At 60.3% G+C, this 6,186-nt stretch carries 5 protein-coding genes and 2 pseudogenes; 2 read left to right on the top strand and 5 right to left on the bottom strand.

Going from position 1 to position 6,186, the window contains the following annotated elements; genetic code table 11:
* Positions 1-133: pseudogene (locus tag BEN47_RS22365) on the bottom strand (IS1595 family transposase); the annotation flags it as partial.
* 350 nt (positions 134-483) lie between these two features.
* On the opposite strand from BEN47_RS22365, the gene BEN47_RS21640 reads away from it, so the two are divergent.
* Both BEN47_RS21640 and BEN47_RS21180 read left to right on the top strand, forming a co-directional pair.
* Entirely contained in the window at positions 484-720 is a 237-nt protein-coding gene (locus tag BEN47_RS21640) for a helix-turn-helix domain-containing protein (protein ID WP_158011113.1), read from the top strand.
* A 1,265-nt stretch (positions 721-1,985) separates the two neighbouring features.
* Positions 1,986-3,605, top strand: a complete 1,620-nt coding sequence (locus tag BEN47_RS21180) for a hypothetical protein (RefSeq protein ID WP_125921820.1) — start codon at positions 1,986-1,988, stop codon at positions 3,603-3,605.
* A 131-nt stretch (positions 3,606-3,736) separates the two neighbouring features.
* On the opposite strand, the pseudogene BEN47_RS19230 reads toward BEN47_RS21180, so the two are convergent.
* The 4 genes and pseudogenes from BEN47_RS19230 to BEN47_RS19220 all read right to left on the bottom strand — a co-directional run bounded on the left by BEN47_RS19230 (position 3,737) and on the right by BEN47_RS19220 (position 6,039).
* Positions 3,737-4,523, bottom strand: a pseudogene (locus BEN47_RS19230) (IS5 family transposase).
* Between the two features lie 736 nt (positions 4,524-5,259).
* Positions 5,260-5,397: a T9SS type A sorting domain-containing protein gene (locus BEN47_RS22935; protein ID WP_083322608.1), complete on the bottom strand. Its 138-nt coding sequence runs from the start codon at positions 5,395-5,397 to the stop codon at positions 5,260-5,262.
* Between the two features lie 3 nt (positions 5,398-5,400).
* Positions 5,401-5,664 (bottom strand): hypothetical protein, encoded by a 264-nt coding sequence (locus BEN47_RS19225; RefSeq protein WP_070730879.1) that lies wholly within the window; start codon positions 5,662-5,664, stop codon positions 5,401-5,403.
* Between the two features lie 15 nt (positions 5,665-5,679).
* Complete coding sequence (locus tag BEN47_RS19220) at positions 5,680-6,039, bottom strand: hypothetical protein (RefSeq protein WP_070730878.1); 360 nt, start codon at positions 6,037-6,039, stop codon at positions 5,680-5,682.
* Between the last annotated feature and the right edge of the window lie 147 nt (positions 6,040-6,186).

Here is a 6,186-nt window from a genome sequence, read left to right as displayed (position 1 = left end):
CGGTGCGGGTGCTCAAGCCCGTGAGTCGGGCCGCATCCGAGGCCGTCAAATCCAGGGCAAAAAGCCGTAACAAGTAGCGAAATTTGACCTCGGAAATTTTGCTGCACTTATAATAGCAGTTAGCAAGTTGCATAACAGTAAGTTACGCCCTGTTTTTAGACTTTTGCTTCCTAAGCCCCCTGCTTAATTATAATAATTTTAAATATAATCGTGGTTCTGCTTCGGTAACGCCCCCCCTGGGTTTCCCGTAAAGCTGATATGAGAGATACCACGAGTCCACTACCTGCAGGAACCACACACTATACCCTTCCGAAAAAAACCGCTGAGCAGCCAGTTCAGCCGGTTAACCAGCGGCCGGAGATTCTTAGCCAACTATTCCAGGAGTTCTACCGTCACGCCCGGTGGGCAGCTCGCGAGGAGTACGAGTTGTTGTTAGCGGAGAAAGCGGCCGCGGAGGCCGACCGGAATGACCAAGTCTTGACTGTGGCCCAGGCCGCTCAGCTGCTGGGGTTATGTCCGCAAACCGTGTACGAGTGGGCCAAAGCTGAAAAGCTTCAGGCCTTTAAAGTCGGCCGCGCCGTGCGCTTCAAGCGAGGGCACGTGCTGGCGGCCCTGCAACAACAAACCCAACCGGACGGCCGCCGCAAGTACGCCCGCCGCGCAACGGGTTCCCCAGCAAAGCCGGCTACGGTAGTGGCGGGTGCTTGCGCTGACAGTTGACACCCAATGTGCTTGACTGCTTTTTCCAGTTCCGGGTAGCAGCGCCAACGCCCGGGTCAGGCCGTAGTCATCCAGGTTTCCACGCGACACAAGTACAAAACTCAACAGTTCCTCAGGCGCTAAAAACCCGCCTTATCCGTCATTTTTAGTCCCCCTTACGTTCCCTTTTTGTTAGCGTGCCCCCTGGGAAAATCGCATGCAGGGTCTTTTCGCACGACAAATTGGTGGCCGGGCCTAACGGAGTTAGTGAAAAAACGACGCATGAGGCCCCTCCCTCCTGCCTTTAGGCACCTCCCCCTCTGCTCCCCCCCCGCCTCGGGCCTCAAAATTGTAGTGGGTGCCTCGCGGATTTTTCAAAAAATTTGGTATTCGTAATCCGGCCAGTATCGTGGTAGACTGCCACGTTTGAGCGGCGATGGCTGCGCCCAGGCCTTTCGAGTGTATGCGCGCCAACTTCAAGCTCACCGAGCCACAGACCCGCGAGCCGGTCAAGACTGCCAAGACCGAGGAGCAGTTCAACCGCGTGCTCCACCAGGCCCAGCTCGACAACCAGGACACGGCACCGTCAAGAAGAGGCTTGGGGGCTACACCCTGGCCCGCATCAAGGAGGTCTTCCCCATCTACCAGAAGCCCCGAAAAACCAAGTAGGACAACCCCGCCGCCCGGTAGTTCCCAACTCCCCGCCACTCCCACGACCTCATTCTTTGGGGGGTGAGCGGGGCTCCCTCGCCGGGTCACCTCAACTGGCTTTTACACTTGGCTTTTACACTTTTTTTCGGAAAATTCTGCTCGTAACTACTTGACCATGAAACCCTTGCAAATAAAATCCACCAACTGTACCCTAGTAAGGGAGCCCTTGTGTGGGGTCTTCTGCGGGGGGAGCTTCTTGGGGCGCGGGGATGTGGTGCCGGTTGGGAACTTGGTGCGTGGAGCCCGGGATGGAGCGGTGGTTGGGATCCGGGGTTTCTGGATGAATTTCCACCGGATGAATTTCCACCGGAACAGAAAAGGCTTCCAGAACTACCGCGCGCCCGCGAGGCAAATTTTTTTGCGTTTATTTTTTTTCGTCCGGAGCAGACCATCAGTTGGTCGGCGTATTTACCCTCGAAGCTCCACGGTGAGCTTCCAATAAGCCGGACTCGTTAACACCGACCGGGGCCGGGGAGGGTTAGTTGAAGACCTCCCCCGGCGTTCCACCCACCCGCCTTCAACCCCCGGTGCTGGAACCACCGGTCACCCCCGCCCGCCTTTTCAATCAACCCCTCGTGCCTGCTACCGCTTACTGCACCAACCGCCAGTTCTACGTCCCCGGCCCCCTGGCCGACATCCCGTCCATGCTCCGCAGCTTCGGCCTCGGGGAGCGCAGCATCTACAGCCAACAGGACAAGTACGCTGACTTCCTCGGCTACCTCACCACTGCCGCGTGCTTCGACCGCAGCCGGGTGCCCGGCGACTTCGTGCCCGCCAACCAGGCCGTCATGAAGGAAAAATACGGCTCCCGCTACCCCGCCGACATGCTCCGCAACCTGATCCAGGGCGGCATCATCGAGTGCGACGGCCACCAGAGTCAGAAAGGCGGCAAGAGCTTGGGCTACCGCATCGTCGAGCGCCACCGCGGCAAGGCCGTCGGCCTGTTCCCCTTCAAGCCCGAGGGCCTCGCCCGTAAGCTCGACGAGCGCGCCGCCCTTGACCTCCAGGGCCTCCGCAAGGACCGTTTCCTCAACCGCATCCACAAAGACATGAAGCAGCTGCGCATCCGCCACCGGGAAGCCTTCGCCCACCTCGACGCCATCGCCGCCGCGAGCACCGAGTTCCTCTTCGAGCACAAGCTCACCCTCTCGGTCACCCACTGCCCCATAAGGGCCTACGCCGAGCTCCTGGAGGAGGCCGCGGCCGAGAGCCCGCTCATCATGCTGCCGGGGCGCAAGGACGTCGCCAAGCGCGTGAAAGCCGCCCACGACCGCGGTGAGTTCGAAATCACCTACTACTTGGTCATGCAGCAGAGCATCCGCGACGCCCAGGTGGCCAACTGCATCGCCGTCGACATGCTCCGCCGGCTCGGCACCGGGCTAACCAAGCGCCCCCGGGCGCACCGCAAACTCAGCCGGGTAGAGTACTACCTGAAAGAAGTGGACGGCGAAATGGTCCTGAAGAAGCGCACCGTCTTTTTTAAGGACCCAAAGCGCGCCGCCCACCTCGCCCGGGTCTACACCTTTCTCACCAACCTGGCCACCCACCTCCGGCCCTTCCTTTACCACACCAAGTACGAGGAGGAGTTGCTGGTCAACCTTGACATCCGCAACTCCCAACCCTTCCTCCTCAACGTGCTGCTCAACCGCCGCTATGAGGGCCAGGAGCGCCCCGCCGACGTCCAGCACTACATGGAGCTCACCGCGGCCGGCACGTTCTACGACGACTGCGCCGCGGCCTTCGGGCTCACCGCCGCCACCCCCCGGCAAGCGCCGCGCGTTCAAGTCCAAGTTCTTCGGCTCGGTCTTCTTCTGCAAAAGCGAGCACACCGAGGGCAGCCAACTCGGCCGCTGGTTCATGAAGCACTTCCCCAACGTCTACGCGCTCATCGCCGACAACAAGCGCGAGGCCTACCACAACCTTGCCATCGAGATGCAGCGCATCGAAGCCGGCCTGGTGCTCGACGTGGTCACCGCGGCCCTCCAGGAGCGCAAAATATGGTGCGCCTCCATCCACGACTCCATCGTCTGCCGCCCCGGCGACCAGGAAGCCGTGAAGGCCCTCCTCGAAGGCGCCTTCGAGCGGGCTGCCGGCGTCAAGCCCAGCATCAAGCCAAAGCCCCTGAAGTAATAACCTCGCCGGCGACACGAAGTCCGACACCCCCGCCGGTATATCTGCCGCCGGGGGCGTTGTAGCGTTAGCCCCTTGCCACATTTTGAACACAACCTCCTACTATCTCCTTCGTGCTCGCCCTGCCTGCTGGCACGCACACGATGGGCAGATGCTGCCGACGCCTGCCAATAATTCTACGTATGTCTAGCGCCTGTTATGAACTATTGGTGTGTCTGGCGAGCATAATACACGTAAAGACGACGAAGTGAAGTTGCTGTAAGGTGCTGCTGAGCCGTTCATAGTCGCGGGCCAGGCGCCGGAAGCGGCTGCACCAGGCAAAGCTGCGTTCGACCACCCAGCGGCGGGGCAGCAACACGAAACCAGTTTGGCCCTCGGGCTTGGTTACCACTTGTAAATCAATGTCATGTACAGCCGCCGCGTACTGCGTTTCCTCGCCCGTGTAGCCTTGGTCGCCGAAGCCGACCTCGACGCTTTGGCCCGTCATTTCCTGCACCCGTTGGCACAACTCGCCCACCTGCGCCCGCTCCTGTTCAGTGGCCGGGGTGATGACCACGCTCAACAGGTGACCCAGGGTATCGACGGCGATATGGGCCTTGCTGCCCCGGCGCTTTTTGGCCCCGTCGTAGCCGGCCCGGTGGCCGCTCTCGGGCGTACTCTGCAACGTGCGCCCGTCGAAAATAACGGCCGTGGGCGTGGCCGCCCTTTCCAGCAACACGCGCTGCAACTCATTCAAATCGTGACCCATCGCCTCAAACACGCGCGCATCGCGCCAGCGCGTCCACTGCTGATAGACGGCGGGCCAGGGAGGGCAGGTAGCGCCACTGGCAGCCGGTGTGGCCCAGGTAGCGTAAGGCGTTGAACAAGGCCCGCACCGGGTGCTCCCGCTGGGGCGCGTCCTCGCGCATCAGGCACAGGTACGGGGCGGCAAACGCCCATTCATCGTCGGAAACATCGCTCGGGTAACTTCGGGCTGGGACCATGTGTCAAATTTAGCCCCAAGTGCATAACAGGCTCTAGGCTGCCACACCATGCTTAACTTGGCTGGAGACTACTAAATGTGCTGCTCGTGTTTGGTGGGTGTCCTGGCTGCCACCCTGGAAATAAGTGCCCATGACGGGTATAGCCGTTCTCATGCATCAGGCTATACCAATACCCTCTGGGGTCTAGGCTTTTCTTACTGATGTCGGCAACATGTGCCAAGGTCTTGCTCCTAGGGGCGCGTCGACGCCACTCCTCCAGGGCCACAAGGGCCGGATTTTCTGGTGGCGGCGTGGTCTCTAGAGCTACGCGTAGCTGTCGGTAATCCTCCAAGAGTGCCGCAATTTCTTCCCATCGAAGCGTCTGCATAAGAATTTTATCAAGCTGAAGACATAGTATAAAGAAGTTACGCTCTAGGTGCCCTACGGTTACACAAGTACCCATGGCCGTTGCTTATAATTTTAAGCGGATTGATTTTGTCGCAGGTGCTCCTGCGCACCTTGGTGCGGGCAGCTCTTGTTACCAGCCGTTTAAATGCCAAATACTACCGTTCTGCTAAACTAAACGACTAGCGGCTTGGCTAAGGCCTATTCGGTAGCGTTCCGCACAGCTCACACAAGATTTGAGAAGCCGCCCGGGTTTCCAGCCATAAAAAAAGCTCCGACCTACCGGCCGGAGCTTTTTTAACTAGCATATCGGTCCGCACTGAAAGTCAGGCCGAGCGCAGCAGCGAAGCCGTTACTGCTTCACAATCCGCCGTGTATCGAGTCCCCCTTCGGTCTTGACAAACAATACGTACACGCCCGAGGACAGCGGCGTCAGATCAATGGGCTGCACCCGCGTCCCAGCCGTTGCCTGCAGCGTGGCCGAGTACACTACTTAGCCCAGGGCGTTGTACACGTTCAGCTCCACTGCCTTGGTGTAGCCAGCCAGCTCCGCGTTGAATCGGCCGTCCGGCGTAGGGTTAGGGTACAGGCGCAGCGTGCTGCCCGCCACGGGCTTTACGCTCGACGTCACTACCAGCGCAGTCGAAGGCAGCGAGGTACAGCCCTGAGCGCTGGTGGTGATTACAGTGTAGGAGCCGAGCTGGGCCGTCGTGCCGTTCACCACGTAGGTCTGGCCCGTCGCGCCAGCGATGGCCACGCCGTTCAGGAAGAACTAGTTGCCTGTAGCCGTACTCGCTGTCAACGTGGTAGTAGTGCTGGTGTAGGTGGCCGTCAGCACCGGACGAGCCGGGCGGGCGATTACCGTGAAGGTAGCCGTGGCCATCGCCGCGGCGCAGCCGCCCGCGGCCGCCACCGTGTTGGTCACGGTGTAGGTACCCGGCGTCGAAGTGGCTAGGTCAACAGCGCCGGTGATGGCGTTGATGGCCAGGCCCGTGGTTGAGGAGAAAGTGCCCGCCGTGGCGCCCGTGGCCAGCGCGGCAGTTACGAGGCCCGCACCTTCGCAGTTTACTGCAGAGGCATAGCTGAAGGTCGCCGTCGGCGCAGCCGTGATGGTCACGGTGTTGGAGAGCATCAAAAAGTGTGGAGCACTTGGGTTAGGCGGCCATCTGCATCGGTTCTGCTAGTGCTTAGTCAAGTGAATTAGGCAACAAAATAAAGGGGGTTGAAGTTGGGGACCTATGCCTCGTCCCATTACTCCCTTTGCCCTGCCGTCGGCTGA

This window comes from Hymenobacter lapidarius (assembly GCF_001816145.1).
GTDB lineage: Bacteria > Bacteroidota > Bacteroidia > Cytophagales > Hymenobacteraceae > Hymenobacter > Hymenobacter lapidarius.
The sequence above is the reverse complement of the archived record's forward strand: the minus strand, read 5'-3'. Positions and strand labels throughout refer to the sequence as shown.

Bases quoted from the DNA above. Each gene is read 5' to 3' on its own strand.
- BEN47_RS19220 (WP_070730878.1), bottom strand. From the start codon at position 6,039: ATGCTCTCCAACACCGTGACCATCACGGCTGCGCCGACGGCGACCTTC.